This window comes from Erwinia sp. AnSW2-5 (assembly GCF_045107195.1).
Taxonomy (GTDB): domain Bacteria; phylum Pseudomonadota; class Gammaproteobacteria; order Enterobacterales; family Enterobacteriaceae; genus Erwinia.
Genome location: NZ_JBJGXA010000016.1, coordinates 108,146 through 134,616, shown reverse-complemented (window position 1 = coordinate 134,616; position 26,471 = coordinate 108,146). Strand labels below are relative to the sequence as shown.

At 53.5% G+C, this 26,471-nt stretch carries 21 protein-coding genes; 11 read left to right on the top strand and 10 right to left on the bottom strand.

Annotated elements, in window-relative coordinates:
* Window positions 1-39: 39 nt before the first annotated feature.
* Complete coding sequence (gene mobA, locus ACFL9S_RS13850) at window positions 40-621, bottom strand: molybdenum cofactor guanylyltransferase MobA (protein ID WP_405262478.1); 582 nt, start codon at window positions 619-621, stop codon at window positions 40-42.
* Between the two features lie 51 nt (window positions 622-672).
* Between mobA and ACFL9S_RS13845 the strand changes: the two genes are divergently transcribed.
* The 4 genes from ACFL9S_RS13845 (at window position 673) to polA (ending at window position 5,894) form a co-directional block, all read left to right on the top strand.
* On the top strand, window positions 673-942 hold the full coding sequence (locus ACFL9S_RS13845; protein ID WP_405262477.1) for a YihD family protein: 270 nt from the start codon (window positions 673-675) through the stop codon (window positions 940-942).
* Between the two features lie 82 nt (window positions 943-1,024).
* Window positions 1,025-2,017 (top strand): serine/threonine protein kinase, encoded by a 993-nt coding sequence (locus tag ACFL9S_RS13840; RefSeq protein WP_405262476.1) that lies wholly within the window; start codon window positions 1,025-1,027, stop codon window positions 2,015-2,017.
* Window positions 2,018-2,065: 48 nt separating this feature from the next.
* Window positions 2,066-2,695 carry a thiol:disulfide interchange protein DsbA gene (gene dsbA / locus ACFL9S_RS13835; protein WP_405262475.1) on the top strand — a complete coding sequence of 210 codons (630 nt, stop codon included), beginning with the start codon at window positions 2,066-2,068 and terminating at the stop codon, window positions 2,693-2,695.
* Between the two features lie 406 nt (window positions 2,696-3,101).
* Complete coding sequence (polA, locus tag ACFL9S_RS13830) at window positions 3,102-5,894, top strand: DNA polymerase I (RefSeq protein WP_405262474.1); 2,793 nt, start codon at window positions 3,102-3,104, stop codon at window positions 5,892-5,894.
* Between the two features lie 469 nt (window positions 5,895-6,363).
* Here the strand turns inward: polA and yihA are convergent, their stop codons facing one another.
* The gene (yihA, locus tag ACFL9S_RS13825; protein ID WP_405262473.1) at window positions 6,364-6,999 is read right to left on the bottom strand and encodes a ribosome biogenesis GTP-binding protein YihA/YsxC; all 636 of its coding nucleotides are present in this window, start codon (window positions 6,997-6,999) and stop codon (window positions 6,364-6,366) included.
* Between the two features lie 551 nt (window positions 7,000-7,550).
* Here yihA and yihI point away from each other — a divergent pair.
* Together yihI and hemN are read left to right on the top strand one after the other, a co-directional pair.
* The gene (yihI, locus tag ACFL9S_RS13820; RefSeq protein WP_405262472.1) at window positions 7,551-8,078 is read left to right on the top strand and encodes a Der GTPase-activating protein YihI; all 528 of its coding nucleotides are present in this window, start codon (window positions 7,551-7,553) and stop codon (window positions 8,076-8,078) included.
* Between the two features lie 240 nt (window positions 8,079-8,318).
* Window positions 8,319-9,692, top strand: a complete 1,374-nt coding sequence (gene hemN / locus ACFL9S_RS13815) for an oxygen-independent coproporphyrinogen III oxidase (RefSeq protein WP_405262471.1) — start codon at window positions 8,319-8,321, stop codon at window positions 9,690-9,692.
* Window positions 9,693-9,819: 127 nt separating this feature from the next.
* Here the strand turns inward: hemN and glnG are convergent, their stop codons facing one another.
* The 3 genes from glnG to glnA all read right to left on the bottom strand — a co-directional run bounded on the left by glnG (window position 9,820) and on the right by glnA (window position 13,966).
* A complete protein-coding gene (glnG, locus tag ACFL9S_RS13810; protein ID WP_405262470.1) occupies window positions 9,820-11,229 on the bottom strand; it encodes a nitrogen regulation protein NR(I) in 1,410 nt (469 codons plus the stop codon).
* Window positions 11,230-11,236: 7 nt separating this feature from the next.
* A complete protein-coding gene (gene glnL / locus ACFL9S_RS13805; RefSeq protein ID WP_405262469.1) occupies window positions 11,237-12,286 on the bottom strand; it encodes a nitrogen regulation protein NR(II) in 1,050 nt (349 codons plus the stop codon).
* Between the two features lie 270 nt (window positions 12,287-12,556).
* On the bottom strand, window positions 12,557-13,966 hold the full coding sequence (glnA, locus tag ACFL9S_RS13800; protein ID WP_405262468.1) for a glutamate--ammonia ligase: 1,410 nt from the start codon (window positions 13,964-13,966) through the stop codon (window positions 12,557-12,559).
* Window positions 13,967-14,401: 435 nt separating this feature from the next.
* Here glnA and typA point away from each other — a divergent pair, with 435 nt between their 5' ends.
* The 5 genes from typA to fabY all read left to right on the top strand — a co-directional run bounded on the left by typA (window position 14,402) and on the right by fabY (window position 19,393).
* Window positions 14,402-16,225: a ribosome-dependent GTPase TypA gene (gene typA, locus ACFL9S_RS13795; protein ID WP_405262467.1), complete on the top strand. Its 1,824-nt coding sequence runs from the start codon at window positions 14,402-14,404 to the stop codon at window positions 16,223-16,225.
* A 266-nt stretch (window positions 16,226-16,491) separates the two neighbouring features.
* Window positions 16,492-17,088: a glucose-1-phosphatase gene (yihX, locus tag ACFL9S_RS13790; protein WP_405262466.1), complete on the top strand. Its 597-nt coding sequence runs from the start codon at window positions 16,492-16,494 to the stop codon at window positions 17,086-17,088.
* Window positions 17,089-17,961, top strand: a complete 873-nt coding sequence (locus ACFL9S_RS13785) for a virulence factor BrkB family protein (protein WP_405262464.1) — start codon at window positions 17,089-17,091, stop codon at window positions 17,959-17,961.
* Window positions 17,958-18,395 (top strand): D-aminoacyl-tRNA deacylase, encoded by a 438-nt coding sequence (gene dtd, locus ACFL9S_RS13780; RefSeq protein ID WP_133846470.1) that lies wholly within the window; start codon window positions 17,958-17,960, stop codon window positions 18,393-18,395. The genes ACFL9S_RS13785 and dtd overlap by 4 nt, the downstream gene beginning before the upstream one ends.
* Window positions 18,396-18,454: 59 nt before the next feature.
* Entirely contained in the window at window positions 18,455-19,393 is a 939-nt protein-coding gene (gene fabY / locus ACFL9S_RS13775) for a fatty acid biosynthesis protein FabY (RefSeq protein ID WP_133846469.1), read from the top strand.
* Window positions 19,394-19,406: 13 nt separating this feature from the next.
* On the opposite strand, the gene rluF is transcribed toward fabY, so the two are convergent.
* From rluF to trmH, 5 genes are all read right to left on the bottom strand, one after another.
* The gene (gene rluF, locus ACFL9S_RS13770) at window positions 19,407-20,279 is read right to left on the bottom strand and encodes a 23S rRNA pseudouridine(2604) synthase RluF (protein WP_405262462.1); all 873 of its coding nucleotides are present in this window, start codon (window positions 20,277-20,279) and stop codon (window positions 19,407-19,409) included.
* A gap of 84 nt (window positions 20,280-20,363) precedes the next feature.
* Window positions 20,364-22,046 (bottom strand): AsmA family protein, encoded by a 1,683-nt coding sequence (locus tag ACFL9S_RS13765; RefSeq protein WP_405262482.1) that lies wholly within the window; start codon window positions 22,044-22,046, stop codon window positions 20,364-20,366.
* Between the two features lie 116 nt (window positions 22,047-22,162).
* On the bottom strand, window positions 22,163-23,551 hold the full coding sequence (locus tag ACFL9S_RS13760; protein WP_405262461.1) for an NCS2 family protein: 1,389 nt from the start codon (window positions 23,549-23,551) through the stop codon (window positions 22,163-22,165).
* A gap of 102 nt (window positions 23,552-23,653) precedes the next feature.
* Window positions 23,654-25,735, bottom strand: coding sequence for an ATP-dependent DNA helicase RecG (gene recG / locus ACFL9S_RS13755; RefSeq protein WP_405262460.1), 2,082 nt, complete (start codon window positions 25,733-25,735; stop codon window positions 23,654-23,656).
* Window positions 25,735-26,430 (bottom strand): tRNA (guanosine(18)-2'-O)-methyltransferase TrmH, encoded by a 696-nt coding sequence (gene trmH / locus ACFL9S_RS13750; protein ID WP_405262459.1) that lies wholly within the window; start codon window positions 26,428-26,430, stop codon window positions 25,735-25,737. Before trmH ends, recG begins: the two co-directional genes overlap by 1 nt.
* Between the last annotated feature and the right edge of the window lie 41 nt (window positions 26,431-26,471).

The window sequence follows — 26,471 nt, the reverse complement described above, 5'->3', positions numbered from 1 at the left end:
AAGTCCCCGTTCTGTCAGGGGATTACCTGCCATAAAGGTCTAAATAAGGTCTTCCGGATGGTTAAAATTGCGAAATGCAGCTTCTGACTGGTCAAATAAAACACTGTGCCCCCCTGCCTGCTGAAGAAATAACATCAATTTACGGTCACCGCCCGCCAGATAGCGTTGCAGTGAACCCGCAATACTCCTGTGCAGCAATGCCTGTGTTGGATGATCGCGCTCTTCTGTACGCGCCCAGACCGCAGATGCTTCGCCTTTATGCTGCCACAAATGCTGAACCAGATTGCCTGGCAGCAACGGCGTATCGCAGGATGTGAAGACTACCCACTCTGTTTTTGTCTGTTGCAGCGCTGCCTGCATGCCTGCCAGTGGCCCTGGAAAATCAGCTATCGTATCGGATATCACCGGTAACCCGCTCTGTTGATATACCTCAATATTTCGATTGGCATTAATCCATACAGTAGTGACCTGGGGCTGCAAACGCTGCAAAACATGTTGGTAGAGTGGTTTACTCTGCCACAGTATTAGCCCTTTATCGTCCCCCCCCATACGGCTACCACGGCCACCTGCAAGGATCACGCCGGTCACGGTTTCGCGTTCAGGGGCGGAAGCTCGATTCATTAGTTTTATACCCGATGCTTAATGTTGGGTTCTTTATACAGGGACAACTGCATGAAATGCCATCGTCTTAACGAATTAATCAGCTTGCTGCAACCTGCCTGGCAAGAAGATCCTGATCTGAATTTAATCGATTTTTTACAGAAATTAGCCGACGAAGCCGGCTTTAAGCAGCCTGTTGGTGAATTAACGGATGATGTACTCATCTATCATCTCAAGATGCGTGGCAGTGATAAAAATGCTGAAATTCCCGGTCTGAAGAAAGACTATGAGGATGATTTCAAAACGGCATTACTGCGTGCACGGGGCGTGATTAAGGATTAAATCAGGCGGTTGATCCGCTGCCGCTGCCATTTAATGATACTCTTGCACGCTATTATTTATTGATTATCAGCGAGCATGCCGGATGAAAGAACCTGCTTTTAACTTCCACACCCTGACGCCTGATACCATCCTTGATGCGTTGTGGGAGACTGGTCTGCGTGTGGAGTCCGGCCTGACGGCGCTAAACAGTTATGAAAACCGTGTCTATCAGTTTTCCGATGACGAAAAACGGCGCTATGTGGCGAAGTTTTACCGTCCGCAGCGTTGGTCGCAGGCTCAGATAGAAGAAGAGCATCAGTTCGCTGCTGAGTTGTTTGCTGATGAGATCCCACTGGCTGCCCCTCTGGAATTAAAGGGTTCAATGCTGCATCAGCACCAGGGTTTCTGGTTTGCTGTTTTTCCCAGCCTCGGCGGGCGCCAGTACGAAACCGATAATTACGATCATCTTGAATGGGTAGGTCGTTTCCTCGGGCGCATCCATCAGGTAGGCCGCCGGAAAACGTTTGAGTCGCGGCCGACTATTGGGCTACAGGAGTACATCGATGAACCCTTACAGATTCTCACCGACAGCCCGCTCGTTCCCGCAAAGTTAAAAGCTGATTTACTGGCCAGTATCGGGCGTCTGCGCACAACTTTACAAAACTGCTGGCATACTCAATGGCAGCCTTTGCGCTTACACGGCGACTGTCATCCGGGCAATATATTGTGGCGTGATGGCCCGCTGTTTGTTGACCTGGATGACGCGCGTAATGGCCCTGCGGTACAAGATCTGTGGATGCTGATCAACGGCGATCGCCAGGAGCAGCGTCTGCAATGGGACATTCTGCTGGAGGCGTACGGTGAATTCTGTGAGTTTGATACTCATGAATTGTCACTGATTGAACCTTTACGTGCTATGCGGATGGTTTATTATCTTGCATGGGTTGTACGCCGCTGGCACGACCCGGCTTTCCCGGCCAGCTTTCCGTGGATGACGGATGAGGACTTCTGGCGCAGACAGATTTCCACTTTTAACGAACAGAACAAGCTGCTGCAAGAGCCTCCGCTGCAGCTTGCACCTGTTTTCCAGGTGTGATCACCCTTTGGTTCGCCTATTGAGATATATTCAGGAGAGAGTTTGACGATGAAAAAGATTTTATTTGCGCTCGTCGGTATGGTTCTGGCATTCAGCGCTTCTGCTGCACAATTTACCGACGGTCAGCAATACGTCACGCTGGATAAACCGGCTACTGGCGAACCTCAGGTTCTCGAATTCTTCTCATTCTTCTGCCCACACTGCTACCAGTTTGAGCATGTATGGCATGTAAGTGATGCTGTAAAGAAAGGCCTGCCAGAGAATGTGAAAGTCACCAAATACCATGTTGAGTTCCTGGGTGGCGAAATGGGTAAAACCGTCACGCAGGCTTGGGCGGTAGCGATGGCGCTGGGTGTGGAAGACAAAGTGACTGCTGCCATTTTCGATGGTATCCAGCAGAAGCAAACCATTACTGATCCTGCCAGCCTTAAAGCGGTCTTCGTGAAAGCAGCAGGCATCAAGCCTGAGGATTACGACGCAGCCTGGAACAGCTTCGTGGTGAAATCACTGGTTGCTCAGCAAGAGAAAGCCGCAGCAGACCTGGACCTGCGTGGCGTGCCAGCGATGTTCGTCAACGGCAAATATATGGTGAACAACGGTGGTCTGGATACCAGCTCACAGGAAAACTATGTTCAGCAGTATGCCAATGTGGTGAAATTCCTGACTTCCCAGAAGTAAGCCTGCACAGACTTCCCTCAACGCCGGCGATGCCGGCGTTTTCTTTCTCGCCCTACGAGATAAATGCCATAAAAATGCCCTTTCATCAGTTAGAGATGTCGTCTCTTTCTCTGAGCGTACCAACTTATATCCACATCAGCCTTATTCCAGAAAACATAAAATTAATCCTGGAGGGAATAAATAACTAAATGATTATAAACAAAAATTAATTATATTTTTAAATGGATTTTCACCCGTTCGCTGCTGTTAGTAAATTTACACACAAACTTATCCACAGTGTGTCAATGCGAAGCGTAACGCAAAATCACAATTGTCCGTGGATTATTCGCCGTTGAGGTTTCATCTTTCATAGCGAGCTGTGGCATCCTTAACGCCAATCAAAAACCAAAGAAGAACGTGACGACTTATGGCTCAAATTGCAGAAAACCCGCTGATTCTGGTAGATGGATCATCCTACCTGTACCGTGCTTATCATGCGTTCCCTCCGCTGACCAATAGCGCAGGTGAACCCACCGGTGCAATGTACGGCGTATTAAATATGCTGCGTAGCCTGCTGCTGCAATATAAGCCAAGTCATGTAGCAGTGGTATTTGATGCCAAGGGTAAAACCTTCCGCGATGAATTATTTGAAGAGTACAAATCTCATCGCCCCCCGATGCCAGACGATCTGCGTGCGCAGATTGAACCGTTGCATACTATGGTTAAGGCGATGGGGCTGCCGTTGCTGGCGGTTACAGGCGTGGAAGCTGACGATGTCATCGGTACGCTGGCTCTGGCCGCAGAGAAAATTGGCAAGCCGGTGTTGATCAGCACCGGTGATAAAGATATGGCTCAGCTGGTGACGCCAAATATCACCTTAATCAACACGATGAATAATGCTATTCTTGGCCCGGATGAAGTGGTCGAGAAATACGGTATTCCCCCTTCGCTGATGATTGATTTCCTTGCCCTGATGGGCGACTCCTCCGATAACATTCCAGGCGTGGCAGGTGTCGGTGAAAAAACGGCTCAGGCTCTGTTACAGGGATTAGGCGGAGTGAAGGATATTTACGCCAACCTGGATAAAGTGGCGACGCTGACTTTTCGCGGCGCGAAAACCATGGCCGCTAAACTGGAACAGAATAAGGAGATGGCTCTCCTCTCCTATCAGCTGGCAACGATTAAGACCGATGTTGAACTGGAATTGACCTGCGATCAGCTGACCGTTGAAGAACCTGCCGTTGACGAACTGCTGGGATTATTTAAGCACTACGAATTTAAGCGCTGGATTGTTGACCTGGAAGATGGCACCTGGCTGCAAGGGAATAAGAGCCGACCCGCTGCCGCGAAAGGAAAAGTCGATGCTGTTGTGGAGTCAGACGCTGTTGAGGTCGGTAGCGTGCTCTCTTCCGAAGGTTATGTCACCATTCTGGATGAAGCGACCTTCGATAGCTGGCTGACAAAACTTCAGCAAAGCGAGCTGTTTGCCTTCGACCTGGAAACGGATTCGCTGGATACGCTCAGTGCTAACATCATCGGTCTGTCTTTTGCGACAGCACCCGGCGAAGCCGCTTATCTGCCTGTTGCCCATGACTACCTCGATGCACCGGACCAGTTAGATCGTAAAGCCGTACTGGCACGGCTGAAACCGCTGCTGGAAAACCCTGAAGCGCATAAAGTCGGGCAGAACCTGAAGTACGACCGTGGCGTGCTGGCCAACTATGGCATTGAACTGCAAGGTATTCAGTTTGATACCATGCTGGAATCGTATGCGCTGAGCAGCGTGGTTGGACGCCATGATATGGATACCCTGGCATCACGCTGGCTGGGCCATAAAACCGTGACCTTTGAAGAGATCGCCGGTAAAGGTAAAAATCAGCTGACGTTTAATCAGATCGCACTGGAGCAGGCAGCGCATTACGCGGCGGAAGATGCCGACGTCACATTACAGCTGCATCTGAAAATGTGGCCAGAGTTGCAGAAAGAGCAGGGGCCAAAAGAGGTCTTTGAACAGGTTGAGATGCCGCTGGTGTCGGTCATCTCCCGTATTGAACGCAATGGTGTGCTTATTGATCAGAACATTCTGGCGGTGCATTCGCAGGAGCTGGGCAGTCGTCTGGCAGAGCTGGAGCTGAAGGCGCACGAGCTGGCCGGTGAACCGTTCAACCTCTCTTCACCGAAGCAGTTACAGACCATCCTGTTTGAAAAGCAGGGTATCAAGCCCACCAAGAAAACCCCGGGTGGCGCACCATCGACCAGCGAGGAAGTCCTGGCTGAGCTGGCGCTGGACTATCCGCTGCCGAAGGTGATTCTGGAACATCGTGGTCTCTCAAAGCTGAAGTCCACCTATACCGATAAGCTGCCGCTGATGATCAATCCACACAGCGGCAGGGTACATACTTCTTACCATCAGACGGTCACCGCTACCGGGCGCCTCTCTTCCAGCGATCCTAACCTGCAAAACATCCCGGTGCGTAATGATGAAGGGCGACGTATTCGTCAGGCATTTATCGCGCCGAAGGGCTATCGCATTGTTGCGGCTGACTACTCGCAGATTGAGCTGCGCATCATGGCACATCTGTCACAGGATAAAGGGTTGCTGACCGCTTTTGCCAGCGAGCAGGATATTCACCGTGCGACAGCCTCTGAAGTCTTTGGCGTCGCGCTGGATAACGTCAGCGGCGAGCAGCGCCGTAGCGCTAAAGCGATCAACTTTGGCCTCATTTACGGCATGAGTGCTTTCGGTTTGTCACGCCAGCTCAATATTGGTGCCGGAGAAGCGAAGAAGTATATGGATCTCTACTTTGAACGTTACCCTGGCGTGCTGCAATATATGGAGAGTACGCGCGAACTGGCCGCAGAGAAAGGCTATGTCTCGACGCTGGATGGCCGCCGACTCTATCTGCCAGAGATTAAAGCCAGCAATGCGATGCGTCGTAAAGCGGCAGAGCGCGCTGCGATTAATGCGCCAATGCAGGGGACCGCAGCAGATATCATCAAACGTGCAATGATTGCCGTGGATGAATGGCTGAAGCCTCAGACAAACGGTGATGTGAAAATGATCATGCAGGTACACGATGAACTGGTGTTTGAAGTGCGTGCTGATGCAGTGGAGAGCGCATCAGCGCAAATCCGTCAGCTGATGGAAGGCAGCATGAAACTGGATGTGCCACTGCGTGTTGATATTGGCGTGGGTGACAACTGGGATCAGGCTCACTAAGTTCGTTTACCCTGTCCTGTGGGCTGATTTCCCTGATTAAATCAGCTCGCAGGATTGCCCCTGCTAAGATTGTCGCTTTAAACGGTTCAGCACCTTGCTTCATCCCCCTTCGCCAGTGACATCACCTAACCATCTCAGCCAGAACACTTTTTTAGTAATTAAGCTACATAATCGACGGCGTTATGTGACTTGGGTTGGATAATGCATGTCGTTTTCTGAAAATTAACTACAAAAAACCCTTTTGAGCGCTCAAAAAATGATGTAAAGTTTCAGATGTAGGGTACAGAGGTAAGATGTTCTATCTTTCAGACCTTTTACTTCACGTAATCGGATTTGGCTGAATATTTTAGCCGCCCCAGTCAGAAATGACTGGGGCGTTTTTTATTGTCTGTCGCCTTCATCCTTGACGCCGCAACTGCGTTAGCTGCACCGCCCATTATTTGGCGACAGAACATCATGCTCAGGCGGGTTATTCGGCGGGGATTTCGTCTTCGGTTGCCGGAGGGATATCACGATACCAGCTATCCAGCTTCTGGCTCAGTTTATCCACGCCAATTCTCTTCAGTGATGAGAACGCTTCAACGTCTACGGTGCCGAGGAAGGTTTTTGCTTCTTCACGAACGGCGTTCAGCTGCGCTTTACGCGCGCCGGAAGCCAGTTTGTCGGCCTTGGTCAGCAGGATCAGCACTTCAATTCCGCTCTGTACCGCCCACATCACCATCTGACGATCGAGATCTTTCAGCGGATGGCGAATATCCATCAGCACCACCAGTCCCTTCAGACAATGACGATCGCGCAGATATTCCGCCAGCGCACGCTGCCATTTGAGCTTCATCTCTTCCGGGACCTGCGCGTAGCCGTAGCCTGGCAGGTCGACCAGACGGTAGCCTTCAGCCACCTGGAAAAGGTTGATCAATTGGGTACGACCAGGGGTTTTACTGGTACGAGCCAGGCCTTTCTGGTTAGTCAGCGTATTCAGCGCGCTGGATTTACCCGCGTTAGAACGCCCGGCAAAAGCAACCTCAATGCCAGTATCGGCAGGCAGATGGCGGATATCGGGGGCGCTGGTGACAAAATGGGTGACGTGATAATTCCAGCCAGACAAAATAGATACTCCAGGTAAGAAAGGACAATTGTGCTGATTATACCCTGTATGGCGCTAAAGCGCCCGGTAAGACACCGCATGATCGAACGCTGTGAGACATTGACCATTCCCCCTGCGAGCACTCTCTGTATTTTGAAATTAAAAAAATGGATTTTTTACTAATATTCATAGGGTTGTAAAATAGCCGAAAAAAACAGAGTAAAAATTACTTATGTCACCTTGTTTGCCGGACTGGTTAGTCTACATTTGTAGCCAGAAACAGGATATTTCACTTCAGGATGAAGTGCTCAGGGAGCATCGGGACGATCTCGGGCAGGGAAGGAAATGTGCACAGGCGTGCACGACAAGGATTCAGGAACGCTCACAGGATTGAGTAAAGGCAAAGGAAAACAGGGATGCTGGCTGCTAATAAGGATGCTGACATTGTCAGTCCTTCTGCGGAAGGTGCGAAAAAAGGCGACAGGGAGACCTGGCGCCTTTTTTCTTTGTCTGCTTTCTGCTAGATTTCGCGGCAATTCTATACTGAAGATAAACGTCTGAGAGCAGAAACCATGAAGCAACCTGCACGCACGCCCCAGGATAAAAAACCGGGAGCCAAAGTGAAACGTAAAACGCGTGATGAGATTAACCAGGAAGCGCGAGACCGCAAGCGTGATAAAAAGCACAGCGGCAACAGTTCCGGCAGCCGGGCTAACCCGGTCACCGAGAGCAAGAAAGGGGCTAACGGCAAACCTGCCAAAGACCCACGTATCGGCAGTAAAAAACCGATTGCCCTGGGTCCCGATGTGGTTGCCAGCAAACCGAAGCCTGCAAAAGTGGCAAAACCTGTCGTAGAGAAAAAACCGCGCCTGTCACCAGAAGAAGAGCTGGCGCAGTTGGAAAATGACGAGCGTCTGGATGCGTTACTCGATCGTCTGGAAAATGGCGATGCCCTGTCAGCAGAAGAGCAGGCGTGGCTGGATCAGTCACTGGACCGCATCGATGTGCTGATGGAGCAGTTAGGGATTGCCCTGGACGATGGCGCAGAAGATGAGCAGGCAGAAGAAGATATGTATCGCCTGCTGAAAGGCGGCCAGTGATCCTCTCGTCTCTCTGACGTAACATGAGGCAGCGCAATTTAGCGCTGCCTTTTCTTTATTGGGTATTTGGTGATGATTTGGCCTGGATCAATTATTGCGCTGATTCTGCTGTGCTGGCTGGGGGGGTTATTCGTTAAACTACAGCGGCTATCGCGGCTGAAAACCCGGCTGCGCAGCAAGATCGTCAGCCAGCAGCTTCCTGTCACGCGGCGGTCAATGCGACGACGATAAGAGGTTAGCATGCAGACACAGACCACCGAGTGGGATCTCCCGCTTATTCAGAAGTACAACATCGCCGGTCCCCGCTATACCTCTTATCCGACCGCACTGGAATTCCATCAGGATTACGACGAACCCGCCTTTCTTCAGGCGACGCAGCGCTACCCTGAGCGGCCGCTGTCGCTCTATCTGCACATCCCTTTTTGCCACAAGCTCTGTTACTTCTGCGGTTGCAATAAGCAGGTCACGCGCCAGCAACACAAAGCGGATGACTATCTGGATGTGCTGGTGCAGGAAATCGCCATGCGAGCACCGCTGTTCCGGCACCGTACCGTCAGCCAGATGCACTGGGGTGGCGGCACGCCTACCTTTCTCAACAAGGTGCAAATCAGCCGTCTGATGGCAGCTCTTCGTCAGCATTTTCACTTCACGGATGATGCTGAGATCTCTATTGAAGTCGACCCGCGTGAAATTGAGCTCAACGTGCTTGATCATCTGCGTGCTGAAGGCTTTAACCGTCTGAGTATGGGCGTACAGGATTTTAATAAGCAGGTGCAGGAGAAGGTGAATCGCGTGCAGGATGAAGCGATGATCTTTGCCCTGATGGCGCGGGCGCGTGAACTGGGTTTTTCCTCAACGAATATTGATCTGATTTATGGCCTGCCAACGCAAACCCCAGAGAGTTTCGCTTTCACCCTGCAAAAAGTGACGGAGCTGAACCCCGATCGTCTGAGTGTCTTTAACTATGCTCATATGCCCGCTTTGTTCCCCGCTCAGCGTAAAATCAAGGATGAGGAGCTGCCCGGTGCCCAGGAGAAGCTGGATATTTTACGGCAAACCATCGCTACGCTAACGGCGGAAGGGTATCAGTTTATCGGTATGGACCACTTCGCCCGGCAGGATGACGAGCTGGCTATTGCCCAGCGTAACGGTGAACTGCACCGTAATTTCCAGGGATACACAACGCAAGGTGACAGCGACCTGCTGGGAATGGGCGTTTCAGCGATTAGTATGATCGGGGACAGCTACGCGCAGAACCATAAAGAGCTGAAGCACTATTACGCAGAAATACGGGCAGGAAAAACCGCCCTGTGGCGCGGCCTGCAGCTGAGCGAAGATGATTGTCTGCGGCGGGAGGTGATTAAAAGCCTGATCTGTAACTTCTCGCTGCCATTTGACGCCATCAGCACGCAATGGGGAATTAACTTCCGTGAGTATTTTGCCGACGATCTGGCTCTGCTGACGCCGCTGATGGTGGACGGGCTGGTGGAATGCCACGACAACTGCCTTGTCGTCACCGCTAAGGGACGTTTGCTGATAAGGAATATCTGCATGTGCTTTGACCGTTACCTGCGTCAGAAGGCGCCTGGTGCGCAATTCTCGCGGGTGATCTGAATGGACGGGTCGACCGAAACAACAGGTCGACCCCAAGGTCCGATCGGAAAAAATGATCGGACCCTACAACGAGAACGTGTCGAGGCGGACCTTCTGTACCGGTCCACCCGCATGACGTCACCGGGTGTTATTCCATTCCCAGCTCTTTCAGCTTACGCGTTAGCGTATTGCGTCCCCAGCCCAGCAGGCGAGCTGCTTCCTGCTTATGACCTTGCGTATGACGCAGGGCGGTAGTTAGCAGCGTACGCTCCATCTCAGGTTGTGCTTCTGACAGCAGGTTTTGATGACCGGAACGCAGAGCGCGATCGGCCCACTGTGCCAACAACGTCGCCCAGCTGTCTGGCAGTGACTGTACCGGGTTTTCTGGCGTCGATGTTTCGAACAGCTCCGGCGGCAGATCCTGGATCAGCACTTCCTGCCCGGCGGCCATCACCGTCAGCCAGCGACAGGTATTCTCCAGCTGGCGTACGTTGCCCGACCAGTGCAACCGCGTGAGCGCAGTTTCCGTTTCAGGATGCAGGATCTTGGCTTCCACACCCAACTCTCTGGCGGCGACCTGTAAGAAGTAACGCGCCAGACGCGGAATATCTTCACGACGTTCACGCAGGGGGGGAAGATGCACGCGGATCACATTCAGGCGGTGGAATAAATCCTCACGGAATTTCCCCTCATGCACGCGCAGCTCCAGATTCTGGTGTGTCGCGGCAATAATACGCACGTCCACCTTAACCGGCGCATAGCCCCCGACACGATAGAACTGACCATCGGCCAACACGCGCAGCAGGCGGGTCTGAACATCCAGTGGCATATCGCCAATTTCATCAAGGAACAGCGTACCGCCATCGGCCTGTTCAAAACGACCTTGTCGAATCTGATTGGCCCCGGTAAACGCCCCTTTCTCATGACCAAACAGTTCTGATTCGATCAGGTCTTTAGGGATCGCTGCCATATTCAGTGCGATAAATGGCGCTTTCGCACGCGGGCTGTGGCGATGCAGTGCATGCGCAACCAGTTCTTTACCCGTACCGGATTCACCGTTAATCAGTACGCTAATCGACGAACGCGACAGGCGGCCAATAATACGAAAAACATCCTGCATGGCTGGCGCTTCACCGATGATATCGGTGGTTGGCCCGCTGACGGGTTGATTGCGCGGCTGCTGCTGTTCCTGATAGTGACTGATCGCGCGCTCAACCAGCGCAACGGCTTCATCAATATCGAAAGGCTTTGGCAGGTAATCAAAAGCACCCTGTTGATAAGCGCTGACGGCAGCATCCAGGTCTGAGTGTGCTGTCATGATGATCACCGGCAGCATGGGGTGCCGCTGTTTGATCTGCTTCAGCAGCGCCAGGCCGTCCATACCGGGCATGCGAATATCTGACAGTAAAACGTCTGGGGTTTTGGTCGCAAGGGCTTCCAGTACCTCGTTTGCATTGTCAAACGTTGCGCAGTTTAAACCAGCTCCAGTCAGCGCGCGTTCAAGCACCCAGCGGATGGAGCTATCGTCATCGACGATCCAAACTATCCCTCGTTGCATAGAAACCTCACTGGCGAATAGGCAGGTAAACCGAGAATTCAGTGTGTCCAGGCCAGCTGTGGAACTCTATTTTTCCCGAATGCTGATCGATCAGGCTGCGGGCAATGGATAACCCCAGCCCGGTGCCGCCTTCGCGGCCGCTCACCATCGGGTAAAACAGCGTATCCTGCAGCTGTGCCGGAATGCCGGGGCCATCATCTTCAATATCGATGCGCGCCACCAGGCGATAGCGTGTTCCGTGCAGCGTTAACTGGAACGCTGTGCGGGTACGTAAAGTAATCGTGCCGCCTTCTTCACCCAACGCCTGCAGGGCATTGCGTACTACATTCAAAAGGACTTGTTCTATCTGGTCCGGGTCGTGCGGCAGTTCAGGCAAACTCGGGTCATAATCGCGGATGAGCACCACATTATCGGGCAGCTCCATCGAGACCAGATTCACCACACGTTCAGCCACCTGATGGATGCTCTGTGTGATATGCATACCAGGCTGTTGCGGGCCAAGCAGACGGTCGACCAGATTGCGCAGGCGATCGGCCTGTTCAATGATGACCTTGGTATATTCTGTTAACGCCGGGTCCGGCAACGCTCTGGCCAACAGTTGCGCTGCGCCGCGTAACCCACCCAGCGGATTTTTAATTTCGTGTGCCAGGCCACGCACTAAATCACGCGCGGCAACCTGTTGCGCATGCTGAAGTTGTTCCTGACTAAGCCGGCGCTGATTATCCATTGGCGCCATTTCCAGCAGAATGAAACCTTCGGGCAGACGTTGCGCAGTGAGCGACATAATGTGCGCACGGCTGTCGACCACCAGGGTCACTTCGCTGTCGGTAAAACCTTGTCCGGCATCCAGACTTTCGAGCATGACCTCAATATTCAGGGAAAAATAACCCATCAGTTCCGGCAGTGGCGTACCAAACAGCTTGCGGGAACTTTGCGCCAGCAGCTGCTGCGCGGCGGGGTTGGCGTAATGAACCACCAACGCACTATCAACCAGTAAAATACTGTTGATCAGTGAATTGAGAATCTGCCCAGCATCGGGCAGCGGGCCAGTTGCCATACAGCGTTCTCCTGAGGTCGTTGTGCACCAATTTAGTGCATTATAGCCGTAAAACGCGAAAATCGTCTGACATAACCGGGAATTCGTGGTGAAAAAAGCCCATCCTGAGATGGGCTGAAAGTTTCCACGGCAACAAAATCCCAGGCGTCTTTCACGCCGCAGCTGTGTTGGCTTCCCTTAGTCACTCGAATCACTTAGCGGACTAAGTGATTCGGCATTCCTTCAGTTGCCGCTTTACTGCACATGAAATTCGCCGGGCTTACTTCTAAATTAAACGCTGTAGTACAGTTCGAACTCAACCGGATGCGGAGTCATACGAACGCGGTCAATTTCAGACTTACGCAGCTCAATATAAGCTTCGATAGCGTCGTCAGTGAACACGCCACCACGGGTCAGGAACTCGCGGTCTTCGTTCAGTGCAGCCAGGGCTTCGTCCAGAGAACCTGCAACTTTTGGAATCTCAGCTTCTTCTTCCGGTGGCAGGTCGTACAGGTTTTTGTCCATTGCATCGCCAGGGTGGATCTTGTTGATGATGCCGTCCAGGCCAGCCATCAGCAGCGCAGCGAAGCACAGGTATGGGTTAGCAGCTGGGTCAGGGAAGCGCGCTTCAATACGGCGTGCTTTCGGGCTGGCAACCACTGGGATACGGATAGAAGCAGAACGGTTACGGGCAGAGTAAGCCAGCATAACTGGAGCTTCGTAGCCTGGGACCAGACGCTTGTAGGAGTTAGTGGTCGGGTTCGCCAGCGCATTGATTGCTTTAGCGTGCTTGATCACACCACCGATGTAGAACAGCGCCATTTCAGACAGGCCGCCGTATTTGTCACCCGCGAACAGGTTAGTGCCGCCTTTAGACAGGGACATATGGCAGTGCATACCAGAACCGTTATCACCGAACATTGGTTTTGGCATGAAGGTCGCAGTTTTGCCGTAAGCGTGGGCGACGTTGTGCACAACATATTTGTAGATCTGAATTTCGTCAGCTTTTTTGGTCATGGTGTTGAAGCGGGTTGCCACTTCGTTCTGACCTGCAGTTGCCACTTCGTGGTGATGAGCTTCAACAACCAGACCCATCTGCTCCATGGTCAGACACATAGCAGAACGAATGTCTTGTCCTGAATCGACCGGTGGCACTGGGAAGTAGCCGCCTTTCAGACCTGGACGGTGGCCTTTGTTGCCGCCTTCGTATTCTTTACCGGAGTTCCAGTACGCTTCGATATCGTCGATAGCAACGTGTGAACCTGAAGTGCTGCTGCCGAAACGGATATCATCGAACAGGAAGAACTCTGGCTCTGGCCCAAACAGAACGGTGTCTGCAATGCCGGAAGAGCGCAGGAAATCTTCAGCGCGTTTCGCGATGGAGCGCGGGTCGCGGTCGTAGCCCTGCATAGTGCCTGGCTCGAGGATGTCACAACGGATGATCAGTGTAGAATCAGCAAAGAACGGGTCAATGACTGCAGTGGTTGAGTCTGGCATCAGAACCATGTCGGATTCGTTGATACCTTTCCAGCCACCAATCGAGGAGCCGTCAAACATTTTGCCTTCTTCGAAGAAGTCAGCGTTAACCTGATGAGCAGGGATAGTCACGTGCTGCTCTTTACCTTTGGTATCGGTAAAACGCAGGTCAACAAATTTGACTTCGTGCTCGTTCATCATCGACAGAACGTGTTCAGCGGACATACTTAACTCTCCTGGATTTTGTCATTGGCGTCGTGTTTAGAGAACTTCACCGGTGCGCTTTGCGTTTCGCCGCGCTAACTCCGATAATAAAGATCTCTCACAAGCTTACAACCGTTGTGGAAACTGGCGTTTTTCGCTTAATGAGTATTTGCGAAATCTATGCCAACTTTTTTATTTAACGAAAAAAGCGCTATGATGCGCCCTCTCGTGAGACGAGGACTGCACCACGATGGAAGTCGCGCACCATTTTGGTGCCATTGAATGATAAATGGGCACTCTTTTGGTGCAAATTTTCGTCCAAGTGCAATGTTTGCACTGAAAATGGCTGTAAATGCAATCCGGACAGTTATCTTTATATGAAATTTGTGATCCTGTTCAGTCCTTCGATTAATCCGTGTACAATAGCGCGCTATTTCTAATGCCTGAGGCAAAGCTGTGATCGAAAATTTGCGTAACATCGCCATTATTGCCCACGTTGACCATGGTAAAACTACCCTGGTTGATAAGTTGCTGCAGCAGTCCGGGACGTTTGATTCCCGTACCGAAGCAACCGAACGCGTAATGGACTCCAACGATTTGGAGAAAGAGCGTGGGATTACCATCCTCGCAAAAAACACCGCCATTAAATGGAATGACTACCGCATCAACATCGTGGATACCCCAGGACACGCCGACTTCGGCGGTGAGGTAGAGCGTGTGATGTCAATGGTCGACTCGGTGCTGCTGGTTGTGGATGCAATGGATGGCCCGATGCCGCAAACCCGTTTCGTGACCAAAAAAGCGTTTGCTAATGGTCTGAAGCCGATCGTGGTAATTAACAAAGTTGACCGCCCTGGCGCGCGTCCTGACTGGGTTGTTGATCAGGTCTTTGACCTGTTCGTTAACCTGGATGCGACCGACGAACAGCTCGACTTCCCGATCATTTATGCTTCAGCCCTGAACGGTATCGCAGGTCTGGATCACAACGATATGGCGGAAGACATGACCCCGCTGTATGAAGCGATCGTTAAGCACGTATCTCCACCACAGGTTGAGCTGGAAGCCCCGCTGCAGATGCAAATCTCCCAGCTGGACTACAACAACTACCTGGGTGTTATCGGTATCGGCCGTATCAAGCGCGGTAAAGTGCGTCCGAACCAGCAGATCACTGTGATTAACAGCGAAGGTAAAACTCGCAACGCTAAAGTCGGTAAAGTTCTGACCCACATGGGGCTGGAGCGTATCGAAGCAACTGAAGCGGAAGCCGGCGATATCATCGCGATCACCGGTCTGGGCGAACTGAACATCTCTGACACCATCTGTGATACACAGAATGTGGAAGCGCTGCCAGCCCTGAGCGTTGATGAACCAACGGTAACCATGTTCTTCTGCGTTAACACCTCTCCGTTCTGCGGTAAAGAAGGTAAGTATGTGACTTCACGTCAGATCCTTGACCGTCTGAACAAAGAACTGGTGCACAACGTGGCACTGCGTGTTGAAGAAACGCCAGATGCTGACGCCTTCCGCGTATCAGGTCGTGGTGAACTTCACCTGTCAGTTCTGATCGAAAACATGCGTCGTGAAGGTTTCGAGCTGGCGGTATCCCGTCCGAAAGTTATCTTCCGTGACTTCGAAGGCCGCAAGCAGGAGCCATTCGAAAACGTTACCCTCGACATCGAAGAACAGCATCAGGGTTCTGTGATGCAGGCGATGGGCGAGCGTAAAGGCGACATGAAAAACATGGATCCGGATGGCAAAGGCCGTGTGCGTCTCGACTACGAGATCCCAAGCCGTGGTCTGATCGGCTTCCGTAACGAATTCATGACCATGACTTCCGGTACCGGTCTGCTGTACTCCACCTTCAGCCACTACGACGACGTACGTCCAGGCGAAGTGGGCCAGCGTCAGAACGGCGTGCTGATCTCTAACGGCCAGGGTAAAGCGGTAGCGTTCGCCCTGTTCAGCCTGCAGGATCGCGGTAAGCTGTTCCTCGGCCACGGTGCTGAAGTGTATGAAGGCCAGATCATCGGTATTCACTCACGTTCTAACGACCTGACCGTGAACTGCCTGACCGGTAAGAAGCTGACCAACATGCGTGCTTCCGGTACTGATGAAGCCACCACTCTGGTTCCACCTCAGAAAATGACCCTCGAGCAGGCGCTTGAGTTCATCGATGATGACGAACTGGTAGAAGTGACTCCACAGTCTGTACGTATCCGTAAACGTCACCTGACTGAAAACGACCGTAAACGCGCAGGTCGCGGTCCAAAAGAAGCGTAATAGCGCTTTCTACCCTAAATAATTCGGGTTGTATCGCGGCGGCAAGCGAGTGAGCCCCGATGAGCTTACAACGGTAAGTGATTCGGGCGAACGAGCGCAGCCAACAAAGAGACAACCTGAAGTATGACAGGGATATCAGGGCCGGAGTTTTCTCCGGCCCTGTACTTCCTTCTGAATCTTCCCCGCAGTTTTCAAAATCCCTACCTGTTCAGTCTCTCCATTTACCGCTAGAGTGAATAACTCACCGGAACAAAAGGAGATGGCCCATGTTGTATATCTTTGATTTAGGTAACGTCATTGTTGATATAGATTTCAACCGGGTTCTCGGTGTCTGGAGCGATCTGAGCCGTGTACCACTCTCGACGCTGCAAAGTCGCTTCCACATGGGGGAGAGTTTTCACCAGCACGAGCGCGGTGAAATCAGTGATGAAGTGTTCGCACAAAAGTTTTCTGATGAGCTGGAGCTGCCATTAAGCTATGAACAGTTTGCAGCAGGTTGGCAGGCAATCTTTGTTGGTGTGCGCCCGGAAGTCATTGCCATCATGCACACACTGCGTCAGCAGGGCGAGCGCGTGGTTATCCTGTCCAATACTAACCGTCTGCACTGCGAGTTCTGGCCGTCACAGTATCCGGAAGTGAATGCTGCCGCTGACAAAGTCTATCTGTCGCAGGAGATGGGGTTGCGTAAACCTGACCCGGCGATCTATCAGCGCCTGCTGAACGAAGAAGGGTTCTCCGCTGAAGAAGCGATCTTCTTTGATGATAACCCCGATAACATTGAAGCGGCACGTAAGCTCGGTATTCACAGCCTGCTGATTACCGATGCCAGCGTACTACCGGCTTTCTTCGCCGATCGCCAATAAATGCGTATTTTCAATCATTACCGGCACCGGTTACGGGCCTTCTGGGCGTGGGTGAAGCTGCTGTGGCAGCGCATTGATGACGACGGCATGACCATGCTGGCCGGACATCTGGCCTATGTCTCGCTGCTGTCGCTGGTGCCACTGATTGCCGTGGTCTTTGCCCTGTTTGCCGCGTTCCCGATGTTTTCTGATGCCAGTATTCAGCTGAAAAACTTTGTCTTTAACAACTTTGTGCCAGCGGCTGGCGCCACGATCCAAAACTATCTGGAACAGTTTGTGGCTAACGTCAGCAAAATGACCGCCGTTGGCGTGGGGGGGCTGGTGTTCACGGCGCTATTGCTGATGTATTCAATCGACTCGGCGCTTAACACTATCTGGCGCAGTAAACGTAAGCGGCCACTGGTCTACTCGTTTGCCGTCTACTGGATGATCCTGACCCTCGGGCCGCTGCTGGCGGGTGCCAGCCTGGCGATCAGCTCCTACCTGCTGTCGTTACACTGGGCGACGGTCAGCGGCGTGAGCGTGCTGGTGGATGTCGGGTTACGGATATTCCCGCTGCTGCTCTCCTGCCTGTCGTTTTGGCTGCTGTACAGCATTGTTCCCACGACTCGGGTGGCGGGGCGCGATGCGCTGGTGGGCGCCGTGGTCGCTGGTGTGCTGTTTGAACTCGGTAAAAAGGGCTTTGCGCTGTATGTTACGATGTTTCCCTCGTACCAGCTGATTTACGGCGTGCTTGCCGTTATTCCCATTCTTTTTTTATGGGTTTACTGGACCTGGTGTATTGTTTTATTAGGGGCGGAAATTACCGCCACGCTGGGGGATTACCGCCAGCTTAAACAAGAAGAACAAGAAAGAGAAAACGAGGAATCATGATTGCCTTAATTCAACGGGCGCTATCCGCCAGCGTGACAGTGGCGGGAGAAACCATCGGGGAAATCGGACCAGGATTACTGATTTTACTGGGCGTGGAGAAAGGCGATACGCCTGAGCACGCAAAAAAGTTAGTCGATAAAGTGCTGGGCTATCGTATCTTCGGCGACGAAAACGACAAGATGAATCTCAACGTGCAACAGGCGGGGGGAAGTGTTCTGGTTGTGTCGCAGTTCACACTGGCGGCTGACACCAAAAAAGGGATGCGCCCGAGTTTTTCCGGCGGTGCTGCACCGGCGGATGCTGAAAAACTGTATGAGTATTTCGCTGCCTGCTGTCGTGATAAAGGAATAGCCACGGAAACCGGGCGTTTCGCCGCTGATATGAAAGTGGCGTTGATTAATGATGGTCCTGTGACCTTCTGGCTGCAGGTTTGAAGCAGCTAGCCGAGCGGCAAAGGAATGGCCTGGCGGGACCAGAAAGAGAGAACCATTTTATGTATCACCTCCGCGTGCCAGAAACTGCAGAAGAGTTAGATACCTATTACCAGTTCCGCTGGGAGATGCTGCGTAAGCCATTACACCAGCCGATGGGCTCAGAGCGTGACGCCTGGGATGCGCTGGCACATCATCAGATGGTGGTGGACGAACAGGGCAATCCGGTGGCTATCGGTCGGTTGTATATCAATGCCGATAACGAAGCGGCCATCCGCTTTCTCGCCGTGCATCCGTCTGTCCAGGGCAAAGGGTTAGGAACGCTGGTGGCGATGACGCTGGAGTCTGTTGCGCGTCAGGAAGGGGTCAAGCGTGTGGTGTGTAGCGCGCGTGAAGATGCGGTTGATTTCTTCTCTAAGCTTGGCTACCTCAATCAGGGTGAAATCACAGCGCCGCAAACCACGCCGGTGCGCCATTTCCTGATGATTAAGCCGGTGGTGACACTGGATGATATTCTGCACCGCGCCGACTGGTGCGGACAGTTGCAGCAGGCCTGGTATCAGCACATTCCGCTGAGTGAAAAGATGGGTGTGCGCATTCTGCAGTACACCGGTCAGAAATTTATCACCACCATGCCGGAAACCGGCAATCAGAATCCTCACCACACCTTGTTTGCCGGAAGCCTGTTCTCACTGGCGACGCTCACCGGTTGGGGGCTGATCTGGCTGTTGCTGCGTGAACGTCACCTTGGCGGGACGATCATCCTGGCCGATGCCCATATTCGTTACAGTAAGCCGATTAGCGGCAAACCAGGTGCGATTGCAGACCTCGGGTCACTGAGTGGCGACCTCGACCGTCTGGCGCGTGGCCGTAAGGCGCGTGTGCAGCTGGAGGTGGAACTGTTTGGTAACGATGAGTCGGGGGCGGTGTTTGAAGGGGTGTATATCGTGTTGCCCGCCGACCCGGACGGCCCGTTAGAGCAGGGCGGGTGCGGCGGTTAATGAGAAAGTGGCCTTAGCGGCCCTTTTTCTTGCGGCCTGGCTGGTCAAAACGCTTGCGGCCTGCCGGGCTGGCGGGCGCTTTATCGGCGGCTTTCGCTCCGCCAGATACGGGCTTCTTCGCGGCCGCTTTTTTTGCCGGTGCTTTCTTCGCGGATTTGTCTTCGGAGGAGGAGTCCTCAATCAGCTTAAACAGTGCGATCAGCTCATCGTCAGTCAAATCACGCCATTCACCCAGCGGTACTCCCTTCAGGCTGATGTTCATAATACGAACACGTTCCAGCTTGGTAACCTCGTAGCCAAAGTGCTCGGCCATACGGCGAATCTGGCGGTTCAGCCCCTGTACCAGCGTAATACGGAAGACAAACGGGGCTTCTTTCTTCACTTTACATTTTTTGGTGACCGTACCGAGCATCGGCACGCCCGCACCCAGACCGCGAATAAACTCTTCGGTCACCGGCTTGTTGACGGTCACGATGTACTCTTTCTCGTGGTCGTTACCGGCACGGAGGATCTTATTGACCAGATCGCCGTGGTTGGTGAGTAAGATCAGCCCCTGAGAGTCTTTATCCAGGCGTCCAATAGGGAAGACTCGCTTGCTGTGGTTAACGAAATCAACGATGTTGTCGCGCTCGCCATCTTCCGTGGTGCTGACAATACCGACAGGCTTGTTCAGCGCAATCAATACCAGATCGTCTTCGTTACGCGGCTCAATAAGCTGACCGTTCACTTTCACCACATCGCCGGCAAATACCTGGTCACCCACCGAGGCACGCTTGCCGTTAATAAAAACATTTCCCTGTTCGATGTAACGATCGGCATCGCGGCGAGAACAGATACCGCTCTCGCCAATGTATTTGTTAAGACGAATGGATGAGTTAGTCAGCATAGTTCCCCCGTAAAAAAGCGGACTATACCTTACCCGCGTGAGGTTGCGAAGCCCGGACGGGGCAGATATTGCCCCGAACGAGAATTACTGTGCGCCAGCGACCTTGCCTGCCTGCATTGTCTGCTGCACCGATTTATCGCCTGCCGTTACCGTCAGCGCGCCATTGGCGGAAGATCTCAGCGACTGTGCCGCTGACAAATTACCCTGCAACTTCAGCTGGAGATTACCGTTACCTTGTAATGGCACCTGTGACCAGCCCCAGTCATGCAGCACATCCACGGGTACCTGGCGGCCACTCAGTGTCAGCGACAGCGCACGTTGCGGTTGCTGGCTGACCGTCGCCAGGCCTTCCAGCATGCCTTCATGGCTGAAAGCACTCATCTCCGTCACGTTAATGTTGTTATCCCCGGCATTAAGGGCCAGCGAGGGATGACGCAGGTCGACACGGTTAAATGTGGCTTCGGCGGCATTAACGCTCAAATCGCCTGACCAGATGCCCCACTGATGTTGACGCGCCATCAGCAGATGGTTACCCGTACCGTCCAGTGACGTCATCTGGAACGGGAAGTCCGGATTAATATCGATAATCAGGTTGCGGTTAGCGCTGAATTTGGTCACCTCAACGCTCGCAAGCCAGGAGGGTAGAGGTTGCATCCAGTGATCACGCCAGTTAAGTGGCAGGGTATATTCCAGTCCGGCGATCACCAGTTCATCCAGCGTCAGTTTCTTGTCACTGCGTGTCCAGTTTCCCTGTGCCCGCACCAGTCCGTTGACCCAGCGCGAGCTGAACTGCGTCAGCGCCACGCCCTGTGCGGTGAAGTCCATATTGGCAATCGGATCGTTCAACTGCATGCTGCCATTTACAAAACTGCTGGCATTCATCGACAGTGAGCCGTTATCACTTTCCCAGTCGCCATTGCTGACATTCAGGTCTTTTAAGGTCAGATCGAGATCGGTGACAGCCCAGTCTTGTCCTTCAAGGCGAGCATCGGTCACGTCAACACGGTCAAAGTGCATCGCCGGAAGTGCGCGCAGCGGCTGCATGAAATCGCTGAGGTTTTTATCACTCTGAAGACGGATGCTGTTCAGGCGTAGATTGGATACCTGCCAGATGCCTTTCATATCGCGCTGTGCGCTAGCGGTGACGGATCCCAGCGCCACATCGGCGCCAAGATTACTGAATATCAGCTGCTGTCCTTTCAGACTGCCCTGAATCAACACGTTGGAGGCAGGAATACCTTGCAGCGTCAGCGAACCCGCGCTCATCTGGAAGCTGGCTTCTTTGCCAAGTAGCTTTCCGGCTTCCGGTTTCCACGGCATCACACCGCCGTCAACCCGTTGCGCCTGTAACGGCCATTCACCCTGATTGCGGTTTAACGCCATCTGGCTGAGTTGCAGACGGTCGGCTTGTAATGAAAGAGGCGCGCTCTTATCGCTGAGGTTGAGCGTTCCCTGCTCAAGACGAATGCTGGAGAAATGGAGTGGATTACTGAACTGGATCAGCCCAAGCCCGAGATTGACGCGTTTAGCCACCAGCGTGGCGGGCTGGCCTTTACGGCCGAAGGAGACAGTGTTTAACAGCAGATGGCTGGGATCGGAAAAGTCATGCTCCATCTTACTGAGCGACAGTTGATAGTCGCTGTCGGCACTGACCTGACGGCCAATCCAGCCTGCGCCCCATTGGGTTTGCAGCAACACATAAAGGGCAACTATCACCAGCAGCAGCAGGAGCAGCAGGGTGAGTAACACTTTGCCGAAGAACTTCATCACATCCATCCCTATGAATTCTGGTAATGGATTGTTATGCCTGATTTATCGCCGTATCTCAACCTGTCCCGGCTTCGGGCGGAATTAAACCGCCCGGACCCAGGACAGGGAATGGTTTATTTTTCCTGTGGGAAAACCAGATTCAGAATGATGGCCGTGATACCACCTGCGGCAATGCCGGAGGAGAGCAGCGTTTTCAGCCAGTCAGGGGCAAATTGTAAAATCAGCGGTTGCTGCGATACGCCCAGACCGACAGCTAACGACAGCGCGATAATCATAATCGCACGACGATTCAGCGGCTCGCGCGACACAATGCGCACGCCGGAAGCGGCGATAGTACCGAACATCACGATGGTGGCACCGCCGAGGACGGGCTCAGGAATATGCTGCACAAAGCCACTGACCGCCGGGAACAGGCCGAGCACGATCAGCATCAGTGACACGACAAAACCGACATAGCGGCTGGCCACGCCCGTTAACTGGATCACGCCGTTATTCTGCCCGAAGCACGAGTTGGGGAAGGTATTAAACAACGCCGAAACAAACGAGTTAAGGCCATTGGCTAACACACCGCCTTTCAGACGCTTCATATACAGCGGGCCGCTGACAGGCTGTTCGGACACATCAGAGGTGGCAGTGATATCACCAATGGTTTCCAGCGAGGTCACCATAAACACCAGCATCAATGGGATCAGCAGGTTCCAGTCGATCCCCAGCCCATAATAAAACGGGGTCGGAATGGTGATCAGCGCAGTATTTGCCGGGGTGGTATTCTCCGGCAGCATGCCCATCGCCCAGGCCAGCAGGTAACCTACCGCCATTGCAATCACCAGCGATGCAACGCGCAGATAGGCGTTACGCTGGCGATTCAGCAGAATAATCACTGCCAGCACAGCACCCGCCAGCAGCAGATTTTTCGGCGCACCAAAGGTGTGATCGTTCATCGCGGCAAAACCACCGCCGATGGAGGTCAGACCGACCTGGATAAGCGACAGGCCGATAATCATCACGACAATACCGGAAACCAGCGGGGTGATAACGCGGCGCGCCAGATGCAGTACGCGTGACAGTGCCATCTCCGTGCAGGAGGCCAGCATCAGCGTGCCGAAGAGGGCTGCCATCATCGTCGGAACGTCAGCACCGCCGTTTTTCAGCGCCAGGCCACCCATAATCAGTGGCGTAACAAAGTTGAAGCTGGTGCCCTGAATCGACAACAGACCTGAACCCACCGGTCCCCAGGTTTTGATCTGCAGAATGGATGCCACGCCGGAAGCAAAGAGGGACATGCTGATAATATGCTGCGTATCCTGCGCAGGCAGGCCAAGCGCCTGGCAAATCAGCAGTGCCGGGGTAATCACGGCAACAAACATCGCCAGCAGGTGCTGACAGGCCGCAAACAGGGTTTGTGGTAACGGCGGACGATCTTCAAGACGGTAAATCAGTTCGCTCTTGCCGGTAGCAACAGGGCTACGATCAGCGGCAGCATCTTGGGTTTCAACGGACATTTTCAGGCTTTCCGGGGGCAATAAAGGTGGCGATTTTAATCTTCTTTAGCGTAAAAGCAATCGTTTGCCAACGCAGCTAACAGGAATCTGGGGCATTTATGATCAAGCGTTGGTATAGCGTTCGGTTTCCGGCAGCCAGCGCTCAATCAGTGCGACCGCCTGCTCAGGATAGTGCTGGTGGATATGGCGTGCTACGCGCTGAACTTCGGGGATCATCGCCTGGTCGCGCAGAAGGTCGGCCACTTTAAATTCAGCGTTACCGGTCTGGCGCGTCCCAAGTAGCTCACCGGGGCCACGAATTTCGAGATCGCACTGGGCAATGACGAAGCCATCGTTGCTGTCGCGTAACACCTGTAAACGCTTCTGAGCGGTTTTGCTCAATGGCGCTTTGTACAGCAGCACACAATGAGAGGCGACGGCACCACGTCCCACGCGTCCGCGTAACTGGTGAAGCTGCGCGAGGCCCAGGCGTTCAGGATTTTCAATAATCATCAGGCTGGCATTCGGGACGTCAACCCCGACCTCAATCACGGTGGTGGCGATCAGCAGGTGGATCTCACCCTGTTTAAACGCCAGCATCACCGCTTGTTTGTCCTGTGACTTCATGCGGCCATGCACCAGTCCGATGTTCAGCTCAGGCAAAGCCAGTTTCAATTCTTCCCAGGTGGCCTCGGCCGCCTGGGCTTCCAGCAATTCGGACTCTTCAATCAGGGTACAGACCCAGTAAGCCTGGCGGCCTTCGCTGCCGCAGGCACCTTTCACGCGGGCAATAATATCGGCGCGGCGTGTGTCCGGAATGGCGACTGTCGTCACCGGCGTACGGCCTGGCGGCAGTTCGTCGATGGTGGACGTATCCAGATCGGCATAGGCGGTCATCGCCAGCGTTCGTGGGATGGGCGTGGCGGTCATGATCAACTGATGTGGATGGAAGCCCTGCTCCTCACCTTTTTCCCACAGAGCCAGACGCTGGTGAACGCCAAAGCGGTGTTGTTCATCGATAATCACCAGCGCAAGGCCGTTAAACTGCACCTGCTCCTGGAAAATAGCGTGGGTGCCGACAATCATCGAGACCTGACCGCTGGCAATCGCTTCCTGCTGCGCGATGCGCGCTTTGCCTTTCTGCTTACCCGCCAGCCAGCCCACTTCCAGCCCCAGCGGAGCGAACCACTGGCGGAAATTATTCGCATGCTGCTCTGCCAGCAGTTCGGTTGGCGCCATCAGCGCCACCTGCTTGCCGTAAGCAATGACATTCAGTGCAGCCAGCGCGGCAACCAGCGTTTTACCGGAACCCACGTCACCCTGTACCAGACGCATCATCGGATAGTCGTGGGCAAGATCGGTTTCAATTTCGCGTACCACCCGTGCCTGCGCATTGGTGGGTTTGAAGGGCAGCGCTGCCAGCAGTTTTTCACTCAGGCTGTGGCGGGCCTCCATCGGCAGCGCATGATAGCGCTGTGCCCCGGCACGTACCGCCAGCATGCTGAGGTTATGCGCCAGCAGTTCTTCCATAATCAGACGTCGCTGCGCCGGATGGGTACCGCTGTCGAGATCGGCCAGCGCCATATCTGGCGGCGGACGGTGCAGGGTACGTAGCGCGTTGGGCAGGCTGATCAATCCCTGGCTCAGTTCCGGCGGCAGCAGTTCAGCGATAGCGCAGGTATCCAGCAGGGTTAATGCCTGATCGGTCAGGTTGCGTAGCGTTGCCTGGCGTATCCCTTCGGTGGTGGAGTAAACCGGTGTCAGCGTTTCCTGAAGCTCAGTAACGCTGTGATCGCCCTGCACCTTATATTCGGGATGGATGATTTCTGCGCCGCGCTGACCACGCTTTATCTCACCGTAAGCGGTGACGCGGCGCCCGGTGGCGAGGCTGTTTTTCATGCCTGCATTGAAGTTAAAGAAGCGCAGGGTCAGCACACCGCTACCATCACTGATCTGACAGGTCAGCATTCGACGGCGGCCAAACGAGATATCGCTATGCAGCACTTCACCTTCAACCGTGGCATAAATCCCCGGCAGCAGGTCGTTAATCGCATACAGTTGGGTACGATCTTCATAGCGCATGGGCAGGTGCAACAGTAAATCCTGCACGGTCAGCAGGCCCAGCTTGGCCAGTTTCGCCGTCTGGCTGGCACCCACGCCCGATAGCGTGTTAAGCGGCACTGCATCCAGCAGGCGGCCCTGCATTATTTACGCGCCCGGGACTGCATTGTGGCCCACCATTCCGGGTCAGCAACCACTTCACCCCGATTGTTGATTTCCGGGTAGGGCAGTCCTTTATGCTTTGCCACGCGGGCCAGCACCGGGTAGCCACCTTCAAACAGCAGGCGCTGCTGCTCACTGTATTCCAGCGTGCTCTCTTCGCGCAGATACATTCCGGCATTTTGTCGCTGGCGCTGGGCTTCATAGAGGATCAAGGCAGAGGCGACGGATACATTCAGTGACTGCACCATACCAATCATCGGAATGATAATGTCCTGATCGGCGAGGTCGAGTGCTTCCTGAGTGATGCCTGTTTTTTCCTGTCCCATCAGAATGCAGGTGGGGCGGGTGTAGTCGATTTCGCGGAAATCGACGGCTTTATCGGAAAGGTTGGTCGCCAGAATCTGCATGTTCTGGTCTTTCAGGTGTGTAACGGCGTCGGCAATCGTGCGGTGGGTTTTAACCTGCACCCAGCTGTTGCTGCCCGCAGCGGAAGAGACCATGGTGCGCATACGGCTGCCCGGCCACACCGCGTGGACTTCGTGTACGCCGACGGCATCAGCGGTACGGATCACCGCCGAAACGTTATGAGGTTTATGCACCTGCTCCATACACACCGTCAGATCGTGCTGACGGGCGGCAAGCATTGCGCGGATGCGGGCATAACGTTGAGCATTCATGCGAAGCAGACTCCCTAAAAATAAGTCATTCCGTCAGACCG

Bases quoted from the DNA above. Each gene is read 5' to 3' on its own strand.
- rluF (WP_405262462.1), bottom strand. From the start codon at position 20,279: ATGCTGACTAACTCATCCATTCGTCTTAACAAATACATTGGCGAGAGC.
- dtd (WP_133846470.1), top strand. From the start codon at position 17,958: ATGATTGCCTTAATTCAACGGGCGCTATCCGCCAGCGTGACAGTGGCG.
- ACFL9S_RS13765 (WP_405262482.1), bottom strand. From the start codon at position 22,046: ATGAAGTTCTTCGGCAAAGTGTTACTCACCCTGCTGCTCCTGCTGCTG.
- mobA (WP_405262478.1), bottom strand. From the start codon at position 621: ATGAATCGAGCTTCCGCCCCTGAACGCGAAACCGTGACCGGCGTGATC.
- trmH (WP_405262459.1), bottom strand. From the start codon at position 26,430: ATGAATGCTCAACGTTATGCCCGCATCCGCGCAATGCTTGCCGCCCGT.
- glnL (WP_405262469.1), bottom strand. From the start codon at position 12,286: ATGGCAACTGGCCCGCTGCCCGATGCTGGGCAGATTCTCAATTCACTG.
- yihX (WP_405262466.1), top strand. From the start codon at position 16,492: ATGTTGTATATCTTTGATTTAGGTAACGTCATTGTTGATATAGATTTC.
- ACFL9S_RS13845 (WP_405262477.1), top strand. From the start codon at position 673: ATGAAATGCCATCGTCTTAACGAATTAATCAGCTTGCTGCAACCTGCC.
- dsbA (WP_405262475.1), top strand. From the start codon at position 2,066: ATGAAAAAGATTTTATTTGCGCTCGTCGGTATGGTTCTGGCATTCAGC.
- polA (WP_405262474.1), top strand. From the start codon at position 3,102: ATGGCTCAAATTGCAGAAAACCCGCTGATTCTGGTAGATGGATCATCC.
- ACFL9S_RS13840 (WP_405262476.1), top strand. From the start codon at position 1,025: ATGAAAGAACCTGCTTTTAACTTCCACACCCTGACGCCTGATACCATC.
- glnA (WP_405262468.1), bottom strand. From the start codon at position 13,966: ATGTCCGCTGAACACGTTCTGTCGATGATGAACGAGCACGAAGTCAAA.
- yihI (WP_405262472.1), top strand. From the start codon at position 7,551: ATGAAGCAACCTGCACGCACGCCCCAGGATAAAAAACCGGGAGCCAAA.
- hemN (WP_405262471.1), top strand. From the start codon at position 8,319: ATGCAGACACAGACCACCGAGTGGGATCTCCCGCTTATTCAGAAGTAC.
- ACFL9S_RS13785 (WP_405262464.1), top strand. From the start codon at position 17,089: ATGCGTATTTTCAATCATTACCGGCACCGGTTACGGGCCTTCTGGGCG.
- glnG (WP_405262470.1), bottom strand. From the start codon at position 11,229: ATGCAACGAGGGATAGTTTGGATCGTCGATGACGATAGCTCCATCCGC.
- recG (WP_405262460.1), bottom strand. From the start codon at position 25,735: ATGCAGGGCCGCCTGCTGGATGCAGTGCCGCTTAACACGCTATCGGGC.
- ACFL9S_RS13760 (WP_405262461.1), bottom strand. From the start codon at position 23,551: ATGTCCGTTGAAACCCAAGATGCTGCCGCTGATCGTAGCCCTGTTGCT.
- fabY (WP_133846469.1), top strand. From the start codon at position 18,455: ATGTATCACCTCCGCGTGCCAGAAACTGCAGAAGAGTTAGATACCTAT.